Source organism: Paraburkholderia sp. J8-2, from assembly GCF_905220195.1.
Lineage (GTDB): Bacteria > Pseudomonadota > Gammaproteobacteria > Burkholderiales > Burkholderiaceae > Paraburkholderia.
Genome location: NZ_CAJMZA010000129.1, coordinates 1 through 389, shown reverse-complemented (window position 1 = coordinate 389; position 389 = coordinate 1). Strand labels below are relative to the sequence as shown.

At 65.6% G+C, this 389-nt stretch carries 1 protein-coding gene; it reads left to right on the top strand.

Annotated elements, in window-relative coordinates:
* A partial coding sequence (locus U5A52_RS43120) for an alcohol dehydrogenase catalytic domain-containing protein (protein ID WP_321940515.1) occupies nucleotides 1-389 on the top strand: 389 nt, incomplete at both ends.

Here is a 389-nt window from a genome sequence, read left to right as displayed (position 1 = left end):
CCCGGCGATGCAATCGTCAAGCTGTCGAAAACGACGATCTGCGGCACCGATCTCCACATTCTCAAGGGCGACGTGCCGAGCTGCGAGCCGGGCCGCATTCTCGGCCACGAGGGCGTGGGCGTCGTGCACGAAGTCGGCGAGGGCGTGTCGACGCTGAAAGCCGGCGATCACGTGCTCGTCTCCTGCATTTCGAGCTGCGGGCAGTGTGAATACTGCCGGCGCGGAATGTACTCGCACTGCAAGACGGGCGGCTGGATTCTCGGCAACCGCATCGACGGCACGCAGGCCGAATACGTGCGGACCCCGCACGCGCAAACGAGCCTGTACCGCATTCCCGCGGGCCTCGACGAGGCGGCGCTCGTGATGCTTTCAGACATCCTGCCAACGGG